This window comes from Streptomyces sp. NBC_01352, from assembly GCF_036237295.1.
Lineage (GTDB): Bacteria > Actinomycetota > Actinomycetes > Streptomycetales > Streptomycetaceae > Streptomyces > Streptomyces plumbiresistens.
Window position 1 is genome coordinate 4,548,411 of sequence record NZ_CP108354.1, and the last position, 16,009, is coordinate 4,564,419.

11 protein-coding genes are annotated in these 16,009 nt (G+C 72.2%); 4 read left to right on the forward strand and 7 right to left on the reverse strand.

Annotated elements, in window-relative coordinates:
- Positions 1-61: 61 nt before the first annotated feature.
- The 5 genes from OG252_RS21010 to OG252_RS21030 form a co-directional block, all read right to left on the reverse strand.
- Positions 62-952 (reverse strand): hypothetical protein, encoded by an 891-nt coding sequence (locus OG252_RS21010; RefSeq protein ID WP_329337894.1) that lies wholly within the window; start codon positions 950-952, stop codon positions 62-64.
- A 201-nt stretch (positions 953-1,153) separates the two neighbouring features.
- Positions 1,154-2,326, reverse strand: coding sequence for a VWA domain-containing protein (locus OG252_RS21015; RefSeq protein ID WP_266434808.1), 1,173 nt, complete (start codon positions 2,324-2,326; stop codon positions 1,154-1,156).
- Between the two features lie 46 nt (positions 2,327-2,372).
- Positions 2,373-2,567, reverse strand: coding sequence for a hypothetical protein (locus tag OG252_RS21020; protein ID WP_266434810.1), 195 nt, complete (start codon positions 2,565-2,567; stop codon positions 2,373-2,375).
- Entirely contained in the window at positions 2,567-5,146 is a 2,580-nt protein-coding gene (locus OG252_RS21025) for a DUF5682 family protein (protein ID WP_266434812.1), read from the reverse strand. Before OG252_RS21025 ends, OG252_RS21020 begins: the two co-directional genes overlap by 1 nt.
- A 66-nt stretch (positions 5,147-5,212) precedes the next feature.
- Positions 5,213-6,343, reverse strand: coding sequence for an ATP-binding protein (locus OG252_RS21030; RefSeq protein ID WP_329337898.1), 1,131 nt, complete (start codon positions 6,341-6,343; stop codon positions 5,213-5,215).
- Between the two features lie 145 nt (positions 6,344-6,488).
- Between OG252_RS21030 and OG252_RS21035 the strand changes: the two genes are divergently transcribed.
- Positions 6,489-7,844 (forward strand): SWIM zinc finger family protein, encoded by a 1,356-nt coding sequence (locus OG252_RS21035; protein WP_266434816.1) that lies wholly within the window; start codon positions 6,489-6,491, stop codon positions 7,842-7,844.
- 247 nt (positions 7,845-8,091) lie between these two features.
- Entirely contained in the window at positions 8,092-9,714 is a 1,623-nt protein-coding gene (locus OG252_RS21040; RefSeq protein WP_266434818.1) for a DUF5691 domain-containing protein, read from the forward strand.
- Positions 9,715-9,845: 131 nt separating this feature from the next.
- Here the strand turns inward: OG252_RS21040 and OG252_RS21045 are convergent, their stop codons facing one another.
- Positions 9,846-10,262 (reverse strand): cobalamin B12-binding domain-containing protein, encoded by a 417-nt coding sequence (locus OG252_RS21045; protein ID WP_266434820.1) that lies wholly within the window; start codon positions 10,260-10,262, stop codon positions 9,846-9,848.
- A 479-nt stretch (positions 10,263-10,741) separates the two neighbouring features.
- Between OG252_RS21045 and OG252_RS21050 the strand changes: the two genes are divergently transcribed.
- Together OG252_RS21050 and OG252_RS21055 are read left to right on the forward strand one after the other, a co-directional pair.
- Positions 10,742-11,626 (forward strand): lipase family alpha/beta hydrolase, encoded by an 885-nt coding sequence (locus OG252_RS21050; RefSeq protein ID WP_266434822.1) that lies wholly within the window; start codon positions 10,742-10,744, stop codon positions 11,624-11,626.
- A gap of 129 nt (positions 11,627-11,755) precedes the next feature.
- Positions 11,756-13,438, forward strand: a complete 1,683-nt coding sequence (locus OG252_RS21055; RefSeq protein ID WP_329337903.1) for a M23 family metallopeptidase — start codon at positions 11,756-11,758, stop codon at positions 13,436-13,438.
- 60 nt (positions 13,439-13,498) lie between these two features.
- Here OG252_RS21055 and pcrA read toward each other — a convergent pair whose 3' ends face one another.
- Positions 13,499-15,982 (reverse strand): DNA helicase PcrA, encoded by a 2,484-nt coding sequence (pcrA, locus tag OG252_RS21060; RefSeq protein WP_266434826.1) that lies wholly within the window; start codon positions 15,980-15,982, stop codon positions 13,499-13,501.
- Positions 15,983-16,009 lie beyond the last annotated feature (27 nt).

Here is a 16,009-nt window from a genome sequence, read left to right on the forward strand (position 1 = left end):
GCCGGATGAGGCTTCCGGGGGTTTCCGTCAGGAGATCGGAGCGGTGTCCGGACGGCCTGCTCTAGCCGGGGAATACGGGGATGTCCCGGTGCCTGTCCCGGGTACCGTCCGCCACGGCGCGGGCGGCGACGCCGGCCACGAGCCGCAGCGGTGCCCGGTTGTTGTCGGTGACGGCGTGGGCGTCGCCGTGCCGCGGCGTGCCGTTGTCGACCGCCGACTTGCCGCTCAGGGCGCCGCCCGGATCGCCGGGGGGCGCGTGGTGCACGGGGGCCTGCCCGGTCTCTCCGAGCTGACCGGCCCGATGCGCCGAGGTGTGTGCCACTCCCGCGCCGCCGCTCACGGCGGCGCCGACGTCGAACCGCGGTCCGTACGTCAGGGGCACCGCCGCAGCGGAACGCCCTTCCGTGCCCTGTCCGCTCGTCGCCGACGGCGTGCCCGGCGAGCCCGACTCCGGCGCGGACGTGACCGGCGCCGGCAAGGTCTGCCCCGGAAGCGCGGGCAGACCGGGCGGGCCGGGCAGCTCGGAGAGGCCCGGCAGGTCCGAGAGGTCCGGGGGACTCGGCAGCTCGGAGGACTCGGGCGGCGGCGGCAGCTTCGCCTCCGCCTCGGCCAGCCCTGTGACCATGGTGCCCACGAGCCGACCGACCGGCTGCGCGACGCGAACGTCCACGCTCCGGACGACCTGACTCTTCGCCAACGACCGGACGCCCTGCGCCGAATCCGACGACACGACGTCGTCCGAGGGCACGGAGGTCGTCGAGGTCACGGACCGCGTCACGGAACTCGTCGTCGTCGCCGGCAGCACACCGTCCGCCGCATGCGCCTGCTCCCCGCAGAGGAGCCCGAGCGCGAACAACCCGCCCACCAGTAGGACCACTTGCAGCGCACGCCGCCCGGCCGCCGTACGCATCATGCGCAGGGCGGCACCGGGAAGAACGGCCGGCAAGGTCAAGAGGGGGGGTCCTCCCGTGCGGAACAAGCGGAGCGCGACGCACCGCCGACGGGCGCGTCGATACTCGCACGGGACTCCCGAGGTTGCGCAAGCCCCCTGTTACCGATGGACAGTCATGTCCGGTTTGCCTGTCCACGTAACTCGACATTGCAGGTCAACGGGTCGACAAATCACCAGCGAGCCACGACGCTCCCCGCCCCCTCACGCACTCTCCGGTATCGGCAACGGCCGCTTCTCGATCGCCGCCGCCATCACCTCCGGGAACAGATCCGGCGTACAGGCGAAGGCCGGCGCCCCCAGCCCGGCGAGCGCGGCAGCGTGTTCCCGGTCGTACGCGGGCGCCCCCTCGTCCGACAGTGCCAGCAGCGTCACGAACTGCACCCCCGACGCCTTCATCGCCGCGACCCGCTTGAGCATCTCGTTCCGTATGCCCCCTTCGTAGAGGTCGCTGATCAGCACGACCACCGTCTCGGCGGGCCGCGTGATCTGCGACTGGCAGTACGCCAGCGCCCGGTTGATGTCGGTGCCGCCGCCGAGCTGGGTGCCGAAGAGGACGTCGACCGGGTCGTCGAGCTGGTCGGTGAGGTCGACGACCGCCGTGTCGAAGACGACGAGCCGCGTGCTGATCGACCGCATGGACGCCAGCACCGCCCCGAACACGGACGCGTAGACGACGGATGCCGCCATCGACCCCGACTGGTCGATGCAGAGGATGACTTCCTTCTTCACGGACTGGGACGCCCGCCCGTACCCGATGAGCCGCTCCGGCACGATCGTCCCGTACTCCGGCAGGTAGTGCTTGAGGTTGGCCGCGATCGTGCGGTTCCAGTCGATGTCGTGGTGGCGGGGCCGGTTGATCCGCGCACTGCGGTCGAGGGCACCGGTGAGCGTGGCCCGGGTACGGCTGGCCAGCCGCTTCTCCAGGCCCTCCACGACCTTGCGCACGACCGCCCGTGCCGTCTCCTTCGTGGTCTCCGGCATCGCCTTGTTGAGGGAGAGCAGCGTGCCGACGAGGTGCACGTCGGCCTCCACCGCCTCCAGCATCTCCGGTTCCAGCAGCAGCGTGGACAGGCCGAGCCGGTTGATGGCGTCGCGCTGCATGATCTGTACGACGGAGGAGGGGAAGTACGTCCGGATGTCCCCGAGCCAGCGGGCCACGGCAGGCGCCGACGCCCCGAGCCCCGCCGAACGATCCCGCCCCGCGGGCCCCTTGTCCGCCTTGCCGTAGAGCGCGGCCAGCGCCCCGTCCATCGCGGCGTCCTGCCCGGACAGCGCGCATCCGGTGCCGTCGGCCGCGTCGCCCCCGAGGACGAGCCGCCAGCGCCGCAGCCGCTCCTGCGCCGAGTCGGTCAGCTCCGTCGGCTCGGTCGTCATTCCGCCACTCCCCTGTGCTCGCAGACCCGTTCCATCGACCTGTTCGTCATCCGCGCGCCCCCGTAGGAAGCCGTTCCCAGAGCGGCATCACCGGCACGGTCGTCGTCGGACGGCTCTCCCCCCGGCACCCGTGGCCGTCCCTGACCGCCTCCACCGCTTCGGCACTGTCCCTCGTCATCGTCATCGTCGTCATCGTCATCGTCGTCGGCTCGCTCAGCCGGTCGGTCGTCATGGTCGCCATCACGCCACCCCCACCAGGTCGTTGTCGTCGGCGCTCGCCGCGTCGCCGTCCAGCCCCAGCAGCATCCGCACCACCGGCAGCACCGCGTCCGCGCGCTCGCTGTCGAGGTCGGCCGCGAAGCCGGGTATCCCGACCCCGGCAGCGGCGCCGCTCCCTCGCTGCCCCGGCCCGCGCCGGACCAGCTCGCCCAGGGTCCGACGCACCCCCGGTTCATACGCCGAGAAGGTCCGCCGCAGCAGGGGCAGCACGTCCGTGAACGCCTCCGCCGGCACGCCCGTCAGCCACGCGTCGACCAGCCCGAGCAGCCGCTCGTCGTGCACGAGCAGCATTCCGCCCCCGGAACCCCCGCCGACGAAGCCCTCGATCCACGCGGCCGCGTCGCCAGGCGGCGTCCCCGGCGACAGCACGAGCCCCATGAGCCGAGCCGCCTCGTCCTGCGCCAACTCCCCCTCGTCCAGCAGCAACCGCACGGCCCGCCCCCGTACGACGCCCGGCACGGTGTCCCGCCCGGACAACACCCGAAGCACGCGGCACCAGCGCTCGCGCAGATCGCCGTGGGCGGGGCCGGCGGTTGAGCCGGAGCCGGATGCTCCACCATCGGCCCGGGCGCCCTGCGCGGACACCACCGCATCACCCAGCAACCCCACCGCCCCGTGCACCGCGTCGACATGGCGTCGCATGTCCTCCGCCGCGTCGGCGTCGAGTGCGGCGCAGGCCGGGGGCAGGCCGACGAAGATCCGTTCGGCGAGGCCTGCGGCGACCTCGGTCAGCGCGCCGGTGTCCGTGCCTCGTACGTCGCCGTAGCGGAGGGAGCGGACCAGGGCCGGCAGGGCCTGGGCGAGGTGGCCGACGTCGGCGTCGAGCGCCGCACGGTCGGCGAGGACGCGCATCACCACGGGCAGCGCGTCCGGCAGTTCGGCCAGCAGGCAGCGCTCGGCGAGGGCGGTGACGTCCGCGAGGCCCTGTGCGGAGACGGCCTCGGCCTCGGCCTTGGCGGTCGCGGCGCCGAGCACGGTCGTACCCCACACCCCCGCCTCCGCGACCCGCACCGACAGCTCCGGCTCCCACCGCAGCCGCCACGTCTCCCGGAACGTGCCCGTGCTCCCGCGTGAGGCCACCGGCTCGCCCCACCCGATGCCCAGCAGCCGCAGCCGGTGCAGCAGCCTGCTGCGCTCGGCGTCGTTGTCCTTGCGCAGGTCGAGCTCCAACTCCCGCTCCAGCGCCTCCGGCTTGAGCCGCAGTCTGCGCTGGATCCGGTCGAGGTCCCGCTGCAACGGCACCGCGGGCGCCGCCTGCGGCACCTCCCCCAGCAGGTCCCCCACGACCAGCCGGTCGTGCACCAACGCCAATGGCACGTCCGAGCCCTCGCACATCACCGCCCGCACGGCGTCGGTCGTCTCGCTCAGGCCGGGCAGCGGGCGCCCGCGCATCGCGGCGAGCGTCTGAGCCAGCCGCACCGCCTCGATGACGTGCGCCGAGGACACGAGCCGGTCCTCGGCCCGCAGCAGGCCCGCCACCTTCGTCAGCCACCGCTCGACCGGCCGGTCCGGCGCGCCGAACAGATGCCCGTACCAGCCCGGCGAGTCGATGCCCGCGCCGTATCCGCTGTGGCGCGACAACCTGCGGTACGTCCACGGCACCCACGTCATGTCCGCCTTGACCTTGGGCAGCCCCTTCAGCAGCGCCCGATCGGCGGCGACGGCGCTCTTCTGCCGCAGCGCCGGCACATGCCAGGCCCCGCACACCACGGCCACACCGTCGCCGAACTCCCGCTGCGCCGCCCGCACCTGGAGCCGCATGTACGCCTCCCGCACGAGATCCCGGTCGTGCCCCCCGCTCCCATAGGTCTCCCGCAGCGCCCCCATGGCCTCTTCGAGCGCGACGAAGGGCGCGAACGCGTCCCCTTCGCCCACCCCGCGGTGCTCGACGACGTCCTCCCACCAGCGCTCCGGATCGTCATAACCGGCAGCCCCGGCAAGCACCGCGAGCGGATCCACCCGAACGTCGACGCCGTCGGCAGCCTGACCGGCTGCGTCACTGCCGACGTCACCGTCTCCTTCGGGCGGAAGCTCGCCGTCTCCCCCGGCCGGGAGCTCGCCGGCCGTACCCTCCGCGGGCTCGCCCTCTTCCCCTCCCGAGGGCCCGCCGGACGCCCGGGACGAGGGCTCACCGTCACCCCCGCCGACGGGCTCCTGCGCCCCCTCTCCCGGCTCGTCCCGCCCCCAGGCCAAGGTGTGCGTGGCCGGCAGGTCGATGAAGCGGGCCGGGACGTCGTGCTCCAGGGCCCAGCGGATCGCGACCCACTCCGGGGAGAACTCGGCCAGCGGCCAGAACGCCGAGCGGCCGGGCTCGTCCACGGCGTGGGCGAGGAGTGCGACCGGCGGCCGCATGTCCTCGTCCGCGGCGAGCGGGATCAGCGCGTCGGCCTCGGGCGGCCCCTCGATCAGCACGACCCGCGGCCGGGCCGCGGCCAGCGCCGCCCGCACGGCCCGGGCGGACCCGGGCCCGTGATGCCGCACCCCGAGCAGCAACGGCCCCGCCCCGGGCCTCCTGTGCCCGTCCCCCTCAGTGCCTGTCACACCGTCCCCCTCGCCTCCGGGTCCACCCCGAATCGTCGTCGCCCCGGTTTCCTCGCCCCATGCCGCTCACGCGCTCACCTCCCGGCAGGCCCGGTAGAAGTCCTTCCAGCCGTCGCGCTCGCGGACGACCGCCTCCAGGTACTCCTGCCAGATGACCCGGTCGGCCGCGGGATCGCGGACGACGGCACCGAGGATGCCCGCGGCGACGTCACCGGCCCGCAGCACGCCGTCGCCGAAGTGGGCGGCCAGCGCGAGGCCGTTGGTGACGACGGAGATCGCCTCGGCCGTCGAGAGGGTGCCGCTCGGCGACTTCAGCTTCGTACGGCCGTCGGCCGTGACGCCGTCGCGCAGTTCGCGGAAGACGGTCACGACGCGGCGGATCTCGTCCATGCCGTCGGGTGCGGCGGGCAGGTCGAGGGAGCGGCCGAGCTGGTCGACGCGGCGCGAGACGATGTCGACCTCGGCCTCGACGCTCTCCGGCAGTGGCAGCACGACCGTGTTGAAGCGGCGGCGCAGGGCGCTGGACAGGTCGTTGACCCCGCGGTCGCGGTCGTTGGCCGTCGCGATCAGGTTGAAGCCGCGGACCGCCTGCACCTCCTGGCCCAGTTCCGGTATCGGCAGGGTCTTCTCCGACAGGATCGTGATGAGCGTGTCCTGCACGTCGGCCGGGATGCGGGTCAGTTCCTCGACCCGGGCCGTCATCCCTTCGGCCATGGCCCGCATGACCGGGCTGGGCACGAGGGCGTCGCGGCTGGGGCCGTGCGCGAGCAACTGCGCGTAGTTCCAGCCGTACCGGATCGCCTCCTCCGGTGTGCCGGCCGTGCCCTGCACCAGCAGCGTCGAGTCGCCGCTGACCGCTGCCGCCAGGTGCTCGGACACCCAGGTCTTGGCGGTGCCGGGCACACCGAGCAGGAGCAGGGCGCGGTCGGTGGCGAGGGTGGTGACGGCGACCTCGACGAGCCGGCGCGGGCCGACATATTTCGGTGTGATCACCGTGCCGTCGGGCAGGGTGCCGCCGAGCAGGTACGTGGCGACGGCCCACGGTGACAGCTTCCAGCGGGTCGGGCGCGGCCGGTCGTCCTGCGCGGCGAGTGCGGCGAGTTCATGGGCGAAGGCGTCCTCGGCGTGCGGCCGCAACGCGACGGCAGGTGCCCCGTCAGGTACTTCGACAGACATCGGTTCCACGGACACAGACATGGCTGAGGCCCCCTCCAGCTCGGCCGGTTCGGATCTGGTACCCACCGTGCACCACGGCACTGACAACGCGATCTGACCTGCGCAAACGTGCTGGCGAAGGCGCTCGCCGGACCAATTGTCAGTGGGGGGATCTACCTTCGATGTCATGACTCAGCAGGGGGTGCGCTGGAGTGCGGATCAGGTGCTGGCACTGGCGCCTGACGCCTCATCACGCAAAGCGGGAAGCAAACTCGGTGCGGCCGGGCCGTGGTCCGAGGCGGGGAGTTCCGGCGAGGGGATGGTGTGGGGGCTGTGCAAGGGCAGTGGCAGCAAGCCGTATCAGACGGTCGTCGACATCGCGGACGCGTCCGGCCCGGCGTACAAGTGCAGTTGTCCGAGCCGCAAGTTCCCGTGCAAGCACGCGCTCGGGCTGCTGCTGCTCTGGGCGGGCGAGGACAGTGTGGTGCCGTCCTCGCAGCCGCCGGACTGGGCCGGGGAGTGGATAGAGGGGAGAAGGCGGCGCGCGACGGAGAAGCGGGCGGCGGGTGCGGCCGGTTCCTCGTCGGGTTCCGGTGATCCGGAGGCGGCGCGGCGCAGGGCGGAGCGCCGGGCCGAGCGGATCACCGCGGGCGCCACGGAGTTGGAGCAGCGGCTGGCGGACCTGCTGCGCGGCGGTCTCGCGGGCGCGGAGCAGGCGGGGTACGGGCTGTGGGAGGAGATGGCGGCCCGGATGGTGGACGCCCAGGCCTCCGGACTGGCCGCGCGGGTGCGCGAGTTGGGGGCGATCCCGTCGTCCGGTCCCGGCTGGCCGGTGCGGCTGCTGGAGGAGTGCGCTCTCCTCCACCTCCTCGACCAGGGCTGGCTGCGCCGGGAGCGGCTGCCCGACGGCCTGGCGGCGACGGTCCGGTCCCGCATCGGCCTGCCCGCCTCGGCGGACGGCCCGCCGGTGCGGGACCGCTGGCTGGTCCTCTCCCAGTACGACACGGCGGACGCGCGTCTGACGACCCGCCGGATATGGCTGTACGGCGCCGAGTCGGCCCGTACGGCGCTGCTCCTCTCTTATGGTGCCGCCGGCCGCGCGCCCGAGCTCGCGCTGCCGGTGGGTCTGGCCCTGGATGCGGAGGTCTCCGCCTACCCGGGCGCCGGGCAGGTGCGAGCGGCCCTGGGCGAGCAGTTCACCCCGCCCTCTCCCGCGGCGACCCGGCCGCCGGGAGTGACACCGGCCCAGGCGGCCGACCGTTACGGCGAGGCTCTCAGGGACGATCCCTGGCTGGACTCGGTCCCGGTGACGCTGGACCGGGTCGTCCCGGCCCCGGACGGCGACTCCTGGCAGCTGGCGGACGCCGACGGGGACGAGGCGCTGCCTCTCACCCCCGCAGCGCGCTCCCGTCCGGGCCTGTGGCGCCTCGTCGCCCTCTCGGGCGGGGCACCCGTCAAGGTCTTCGGCGAGTGCGGCCACCGTGGCTTCACCCCGCTGACGGCCTGGCCGGAGGGGCCGGGCGAGGCGGTGTCCCTGTGCTGACCCGAAGGGACCACGACCGACGGGACCACGACCGGCGGGACCACGACCACCGCGCGACACCCACCGTCACCGGTTGTGCACGCGGCGCAACGCCCTTCGCATCACCGATCCCGACAGCCGCACGCCACGCACCAACCTCCGACAATCCACCCTTTCTCACCCGATCCAGGCATGCGGTCCGCCCCGTGGGACACCCGCATCAAGTGAGGCTTCAACCACTTCCAGGCACCGCACGGAAAGGAACCGAATGAACAGGACCTCCGCTCCTGCGGACTCGCCCGCGCCGGGCGCCTGGGAGGAACTCGTCACGGCGGCGCTGCTCGGCACGGAGCGGCGCACACCGCCGGGCTCGGCGCCGGGCCGCGAGGCGCCGGTGACGCTGCTGGACGCGGCGGCCACGGAGACCGTACGACGCCGGGCCGGCCTGCTGCCCGGCCGGGCCGCGCAGCGTCCTGAACCGGCGGCCCGGGACCCGCGCCCGCCCCTGCCCGCCCCGGCGGCCCGCAGGCTGGCGATGCTCCTGGCCGACCGTCCCGGCACCGGCGGCGGTGGCCGCAGAGGTACCGCACCGGACCTGATGGAGCTCCTGCCGCAGTGGCTGGCGGCGGCGAACACCCGCGGTTTCGCCGCACCCCCCGAGATGCTGCCCGCCCTCCTGGACGCGGCCCGGGGACGTACGGACCTGCGCCCGGCGGCGCTGGCCTTCGCGGGACCGCGTGCCATGTGGCTGGCCCGGCTGAACCCGGACTGGCGGTTCGCCCTGCGCGCGACACCGGGTGGGGGCGCGGCACTGCCGGCCTCCGAGGACACCGACAAGATCCACCAGCTGTGGCAGGAGGGACTGTTCGCCGAGCGGGTCGCCCTCCTCTCCGCGATACGCGCCCGCGAGCCCGCCACCGCCCGCGAGCTCCTCGCGACGACTTGGGCGACGGAGCGGGCCGAGGACCGGCTGATGTTCCTCGACTCGCTGCGCACGGGCCTGGCCGCGGAGGACGAGCCGTTCCTGGAGCAGGCACTGTCCGACCGGAGCCGCAATGTGCGGGCCACGGCGGCCGAGTTGCTGTCGGCACTGCCGGGTTCCGCGCTCGCCGCCCGGATGGCGGTGCGGGCCGGGGCCTGCGTGGCCGTCGACCACACGGGCAGCGCACCGACCCTCGTGGTCGAGGCGCCGCACGAGTGCGACCCGAGCATGGAACGCGACGGCGTCGTGGCCAAGGCTCCGGCGGGTCGGGGTGAACGGTCGTGGTGGTTCGGACAGTTGGTGGAGGCGACGCCGCTCACCACGTGGTCGGCGCGACTGGGCGGCCGTACCCCGCGGGAGATCGTGGTGCTGCCGGTCGCGGACGACTGGCAGAGCGAGCTGCACGCGGCGTGGTGCCGGGCGGCGGTGCGGCAGCGGGACGCCGAGTGGGCACGGGCCCTGCTCGGGGCGCCCGCGGCACCCGAGGCCGGCGGCCCCGGCGCGGTGTCACTGGCCGAACGCGCCAAGCTGCTCGGCACCTTGGGCTCGGCGGAGCGGGCCGACTGGGTGGCCGGATTCATCTCGGCCCACGGTCTGTCCGAGGCGTTCCAGCTGCTCGGGGTGTGCGCCGTGCCGTGGGCCGTGCCGCTGGGCCGGGCCGTGGTGGACGCGCTCAACATCGCACGGGATGCGGGGAGTTACCCATGGAGTTTCAGCGGAGTGATGGGACTGGCGGAACGCTGCCTCGACCCCTTGGAGGCGAGCCGTCTCGACGGGCTGCTGGCGGTGCCGGACGAACCGGAGGACGCCAGTCCAGGGGCCGGCGGGTACTGGGCGGAAGCCTTCCAGCGCCTGATGACCACGCTGCGCTTGCGGGCGGCGATGGCCGAGGAGTTGGAGGCGGCCTAGGAAGAACAGCCCGTCCGGCGCTTGAGAACGAGGCCGTTCAGGCCGACGCCGACGGCGGTCTGGGGGCGAAGCCCCCAGAGAAGGTCACCCTGGACCACCCGCGGCGGAAACACGGCTCAGCCGCCGGAGACCTACGCCCCTGCCGGCTGCCGCACGTTCGCCCGAACCCAGTCCACGATCGACTGCGTCGTCGCCCCCGGCGTGAAGATCTCCGCGACACCCTTCTCCTTCAGCGGAGCGATGTCCCCCTCGGGGATGATCCCGCCGCCGAAGACCAGGATGTCCTCCGCCTCCCGCTCCTTGAGGAGCGCGATCACGGCCGCGAAGAGCGTGTTGTGCGCCCCGGAGAGGATCGAGAGACCGATCGCGTCGGCGTCCTCCTGGATCGCGGTGTCGACGATCTGCTCCGGGGTCTGGTGGAGCCCCGTGTAGATCACTTCCATTCCGGCGTCGCGCAACGCCCGCGCGATGACCTTGGCCCCGCGATCGTGGCCGTCGAGCCCCGGCTTGGCCACCACCACGCGGATCGGACCGGCTGCCACACCCATCACTGCCTCCATGAAGCGACTACATCCATCCGTACCGATAAGTACCGCACCGGCCGGGAAAGTGAACGAACGTTATCGCCAGGATCCCGCAACCGGCAGTTTCGCGGTGGATACCGAGGGGGAAATCACATGGTGGGACACGTTCGGGAGCCGCGACGAGGTCGCCTCACCGCCGCGCCGCAGGCCACGCGCCGCGGCGGTGAGGCGTTTCGGCGAGGGCACGAAGGGCACGCAGGGCAGGTAAGGCACGACAGCGGGGAGCCTCGTCGCCACACCGACAGGGAAACTCGTCAGGTCATCGGCGCAACACCAGCACCATCACCGACAGCAGCCACATCGACAACTCCGGAAACAAGCGCCGCGCATCATCCTCACCCCACGTGCCCCACTCGCGCTCCGTCGAGGACCTCCACCGCGCCTCCCCATGAGGGCACACGGGGGACAGAGCCGTCCCCCTGTGTGCCGACAGGAGGTCGGCCATGAAGGTCACCAAGGCAGTGCTGCCCTTTCTTCCGCTCTGCCAGCGACTCCTCCCGGACCTGCTCCCGGGCAAACTGGCGGGCCTCTCCCTGGCACTCCTGAAGGCGACCGCCCTGGAGATCGCGATCCTCGCGGGCCACCTGCTCCTCTATCCCGCCGGCATCGCCCAGGAGCGCCGGTCCCCCGTGCCCCCGCTTCCGTCACCGGACGACGCGGGGACGCCCCAGCTGCCCAGGGAGGCCAAGCCCCCGGTCGTCCTGCTGCACGGCTTCATAGACAACCGCTCGGTCTTCGTCCTGCTGCGCCGCAGTCTCGCCCAGCACGGCAGGCAGCAGATCGAGTCGCTCAACTACTCACCGCTGACCTGCGACATCCGCACCGCGGCGGAGTTGCTCGGCCGGCACATAGAGGAGATCTGCGAGCGCACGGGCAGCGAACAGGTCGACATCGTCGGGCACAGCCTCGGCGGGCTGATCGGGCGGTACTACGTACAGCGGCTCGGCGGCGACCTCCGCGTCCGGACACTGGTGACACTCGGTACACCGCACTCCGGCACCCGTGTGGTGCCGCTGGCGAACGCGCACCCGATCGTGCGCCAGATGCGCCCCGGCTCGCAGCTGCTCGAGGAGCTGACCCGGCCCGCACCCGGCTGCCGTACGCACTTCGTCAGCTTCTGGAGCGACCTCGACCACCTGATGGACCCGCTGGAGACGGCCTGCATCGACCACCCCGACCTGACCGTGCAGAACGTCCGGGTGAGCGGCGTCGGGCATCTCGCCCTGCCCGTGCACCCCGCCGTCGCGAACGGAATACGGGATGTGCTCGACACGGCACGGACAGCGACCGAGGCGGAGGGACACACCGGCGGCCTGACCGTGGCGTGATCGCGGCGGACACAGCCCGCTGACAGCCCCTCGACAAGCCGTGGACAGTCCGACCGAAGCCGACCGTCATCGAACACTCTTCGAACACAGGGCCAAACCCACGCCCGCCGTCCCCCGAAACACGGCCGAATGCCCGTTTCCTGCGCGCCCGAAACCAGACGAAGATTGTCGTGCCCGCATACCGCCGGGTACAGTCACCGCACTGCTCTGGCAGCCCCTGTTGTCGAGGCGAAAGAGAAGTTGGTGAACGACCGTCACCCGTCGGGGACCATGACCACCCCGGCTCCGGCTTCCGAAGCCGCCTCGGCGCCCTACGCGTCGTACGGCACCCAGGAAGCCCAGTACGGCGACTTCACCACGTACGGCACGTATGACGCCACCGGTTTCGACCCGGCATCGGGCACCGCTTTCGACACCGGCGCCCACGCCACCGCGTCCTTCGAGGCCGACCCCCTCTTCGGCTGCATGCCCGGCGACTCCACCGGCTCGTACGACTCCTCGACCTGGTCGACGGGCGGTCACCAGACCCTGAACTACGACGCGTACGCGGCCCAGCACCACGCCGCCTACGACACCGGCGGGTACGACACCACCGCCTGGAACACCGGCCACCAGCAGCTCTCCTCGATCCCGCCGCAGGCCACCAGCCCCGACGCCAGCGGTCAGTGGGACGCGAGCGCCTGGCTCCAGCCCGACCATTCCGGCACCCCGGCCGACCAGACCCAGCAGTGGGAATGGGGCTCACAGGCTTGCGACACGGGCGCGTACGACGCCACCCAGTGGAACTCCGACGGCGGCGCCTCCGCGACCGGCCACGAAGAGTACGAGCAGCACGCGACGGCCACCTTCGAGCAGGTCACGCACAACGAGACGCACAGCGAGACGTACAACGAGTCGTACGACAAGCTCTACGACGAAACCGCCTCGCACGACGCCGAGTCGACCGCCACCGGCACCATGCCCGCCGCGGCCGACGCGCTTCTCCTCGACGACCAGGAAGAAGTCACCCCGGCGGCCGCCGCCGCGCCGGCCGGGTCACCCGCCCCGTCCTCGCGTGCCGCCGCCCGCGGCGCCTCCCGCTCCCGCCGCCGCCCGCCCCCCAAGCGCTCCGCGCTGCTGACGGTGGCCGTGCCCTCGGCCTGCGTGATGGGCGTCGCGGGGATCGCCGCCGCGTCCGTCAGCGCCCTGGCCGACGACAGCAGCGACACCTCGACGACCGCGTCGGACGCGACGGCCGTGAAGCCGTCCGCCGCGAACAACAAGCTGGACACCCAGCTGAAGAGCCTTTCCGCCGGCGCCGACGACTTCGCCGACCGGGCCAGCCGTACGCAGGAACGTATCGACCTCAAGGCCCAGCAACTCGCGGAGAAGAAGAAGGCGGCCGCGGAGGCCGCGCGCAAGGAGCGGCTGCGCCCCAAGTACGCGCTGCCGGTAGCCGAGCGCGGGCTCAGCGCCTACTTCGGCCAGTCCGGCATCAACTGGATGTCCGTGCACACCGGCATCGACTTCCCGGTCTCCTACGGCACGACCGTGATGGCCGCGACCGACGGCACCGTGCGGACGCAGTGGAACAGCGCCTACGGCAACATGATGATCGTGACCGAGAAGGACGGCACGGAGACGTGGTACTGCCACCTCTCCAGCTACCGCGTCGCCTCCGGTACGACCGTCAAGGCCGGCGACCCGATCGCGTACTCCGGCAACTCCGGCAACTCGACCGGCCCGCACCTGCACTTCGAGGTTCGGCCCGCGGGCGGCTCGGCCATCGACCCGCTGCCGTGGCTGCGCAGCCACGGGATCGACCCCACCTGACCTCAGCGAGCCCTGTCTGACCTCAGTGAGCCCCTGTCGAGCAGGGGCTCACCGCATCGGTCAGAGCTTCTCCACCGGCGCGTAGCGCAACAGCAACCGCTTCGGCTTCTCGTCCCCGAAGTCGATCGTCGCCTCGGCGTTGCCGCCCGTGCCCTTCACTCCCACGACCGTGCCGAGCCCGAACTGGTCGTGGGTGACCCGGTCCCCGACGGCCAGCGACACGGTCGGCTTCTCCGAGGTCCGGCGCGTGGCGAAGCCGGACGCACCCGAGGCCGACGAGCGGGAGCGGGACGACGACAGCGAGGCCGCCACCCCGGACGCCGGGCCGGAGGACACGGGCGCCATCGCCCCCGTCCGCTTCCAGTCCACGTGCTGTGCCGGGATCTCCTCCAGGAACCGCGACGGCGGGTTGTACGACGGCTGCCCCCACGCACTGCGCATCGAGGACCGCGTCAGATACAGCCGTTCCCGCGCGCGCGTGATGCCGACGTACGCCAGGCGCCGCTCCTCCTCCAGCTCCTTGGCCTGGCCGAGGGCGCGCATGTGCGGGAAGACGCCGTCCTCCATGCCGGTCAGGAAGACGACCGGGAACTCGAGGCCCTTGGCGGTGTGCAGGGTCATCAGGGTGATGACTCCGGAGCCGTCCTCGTCCTCGTCGGGGATCTGGTCGGAGTCGGCGACCAGGGCCACGCGCTCCAGGAAGTCGGAGAGCGAGCCGGACGCCTCACCCTCCGCCGTCTCCTGCTCGAACTCCAGGGCCACGGCGGCGAGTTCCTGGAGGTTCTCGATCCGGGTCTCGTCCTGCGGGTCGGTGGAGGCCTGCAACTCGGCGAGGTAGCCGGTCCGTTCGAGCACCGCCTCCAGGACGGTCGCCGGGCTCGCGCCGGACTCGGCGATCGTACGGAGGTCCTCCATCAGCGTGTTGAACCGCTTCACGGCGTTCGTGGAGCGCGCCGCCATGCCGTACGCCTCGTCGACGCGCTTGAGCGCCTGCGGGAAGCTGATCTTCTCGCGCTGGGACAGGGCGTCGATCATCGCCTCGGCGCGGTCGCCGATGCCGCGCTTGGGAACGTTCAGGATTCGGCGCAGCGGTACCGAGTCCTCCGGGTTGGACAGCACCCGCAGGTAGGCCAGGACGTCCCGGACCTCCTTGCGCTCGTAGAAGCGGACGCCGCCGACGACCTTGTAGGGCAGGCCGACACGGATGAAGATCTCTTCGAAGACACGGGACTGGGCGTTCGTGCGGTAGAAGACGGCGACGTCTCCCGCCTTCGCGTCGCCCGCGTCGGTGAGGCGGTCTATCTCGTCGGCGACGAACTGTGCCTCGTCGTGCTCGGTGTCGGCGACATAGCCGGTGATGCGCGCGCCCGCGCCCGCGTTGGTCCACAGGTTCTTGGGACGGCGGGACTCGTTGCGCTCGATGACGGCGTTGGCGACGGTGAGGATCGTCTGGGTGGAGCGGTAGTTCTGCTCCAGGAGGATCGTCGTCGCGTCCGGGTAGTCCTCCTCGAACTGGAGGATGTTGCGGATGGTCGCGCCGCGGAAGGCGTAGATCGACTGGTCGGCGTCGCCCACCACGCACAGTTCGGCGGGCTGGAGGTCGTCCTCGCTGGGCGGGACGTCCACCGGGTGCTCGGAGGTGCCGACGAGTTCCCGGACCAGGGCGTACTGGGCGTGGTTGGTGTCCTGGTACTCGTCGACGAGGACGTGCCGGAAGCGGCGGCGGTAGTGCTCGGCGACGTCCGGGAACGCGCGCAGCAGGTTGACCGTCGTCATGATCAGGTCGTCGAAGTCGAGGGCGTTCGCCTCGCGCAGTCGTGACTGGTACATGGCGTAGGCCTGGGCGAGCGTCTTCTCGAAGCCGTCGGTGGCCTGGGCGGCGAAGTCCTCCTCGTCGATCAGCTCGTTCTTCAGGTTGCTGATCTTCGCGCTGAAGGACTTCGGCGGGAAGCGCTTGGGGTCGAGGTCCAGGTCGCGACAGACCAGGGCCATCAGGCGCTTGGAGTCGGCGGCGTCGTAGATCGAGAAGGACGAGGTGAAGCCGAGCTTCTTGCTCTCGCGCCGCAGGATGCGCACGCACGCGCTGTGGAAGGTCATCACCCACATCGCGTTCGCGCGCGGGCCGACGAGGTGCTCGACGCGCTCCTTCATCTCGCCCGCGGCCTTGTTGGTGAAGGTGATCGCGAGGATCTGGCCCGGATGCACGTGCCGCTCGCCGAGCAGGTGGGCGATGCGGTGGGTGAGCACGCGGGTCTTGCCGGAGCCGGCGCCGGCCACGATGAGCAGCGGGGTGCCGTGGTGCACGACCGCGGCGCGCTGGTTCTCGTTCAGCCCGTCCAGGAGCGCGGCCGGGTCCACCGCCGGGCGCGGGGCGCCGTCGCGGTAGTACGCGTCCCGGTCCGGCGGCACGTCGAACTTCCCGCCGAACAGATCGTCCGGAACGGGCTCCGGTGCGTGATCGTCGTCGGGCGGCGGGGGTTCTTCCTCGTGGGCCCGGGGGCCCTGGAGGTTCGCCAGGAAGCTGTCATCAAAGAGGCTGCTCATCGCTCTCCGAGTCTAGGACGCCCCACT